General features: G+C 51.4%; 1 protein-coding gene. It reads right to left on the bottom strand.

Annotated features, from left to right (window positions below):
* On the bottom strand, window positions 1-317 hold a 317-nt coding region (locus KDM89_RS21210), incomplete at both ends, for a S8 family serine peptidase (RefSeq protein WP_212689787.1).

Raw genomic sequence — 317 nt, forward strand, 5'->3', positions numbered from 1 at the left:
TGGCAGTGTCGAGAAAATGACATCTTCTGCCTTAGTATAACCACCGCCAGGAGCTGCAACCGTCACCGTACCACCGTAGTTGGAGTAGTAAGCACGTGCGCCATTGATATCCGTCGATGCAACTGTAATCACCCCAGGGCAATTTGCCGGACTGGACAACTTGGCATCAATCGCTTCATTGCCTGCTGCGATGACTACGATAGTTCCAGCATCCATCGCTGCCTTGTAGGCAGCGGCTGTGGTTTTGCTACAGGCATGAATGCCACCCAGCGACAAATTGATCACATTGGCTTTGTTGGTATTGACCGGCATGTTAG

It is taken from the genome of Cognatundibacterium luofuense (assembly GCF_018139685.1).
Taxonomy (GTDB): Bacteria; Pseudomonadota; Gammaproteobacteria; order Burkholderiales; family Burkholderiaceae_D; genus Undibacterium; species Undibacterium luofuense.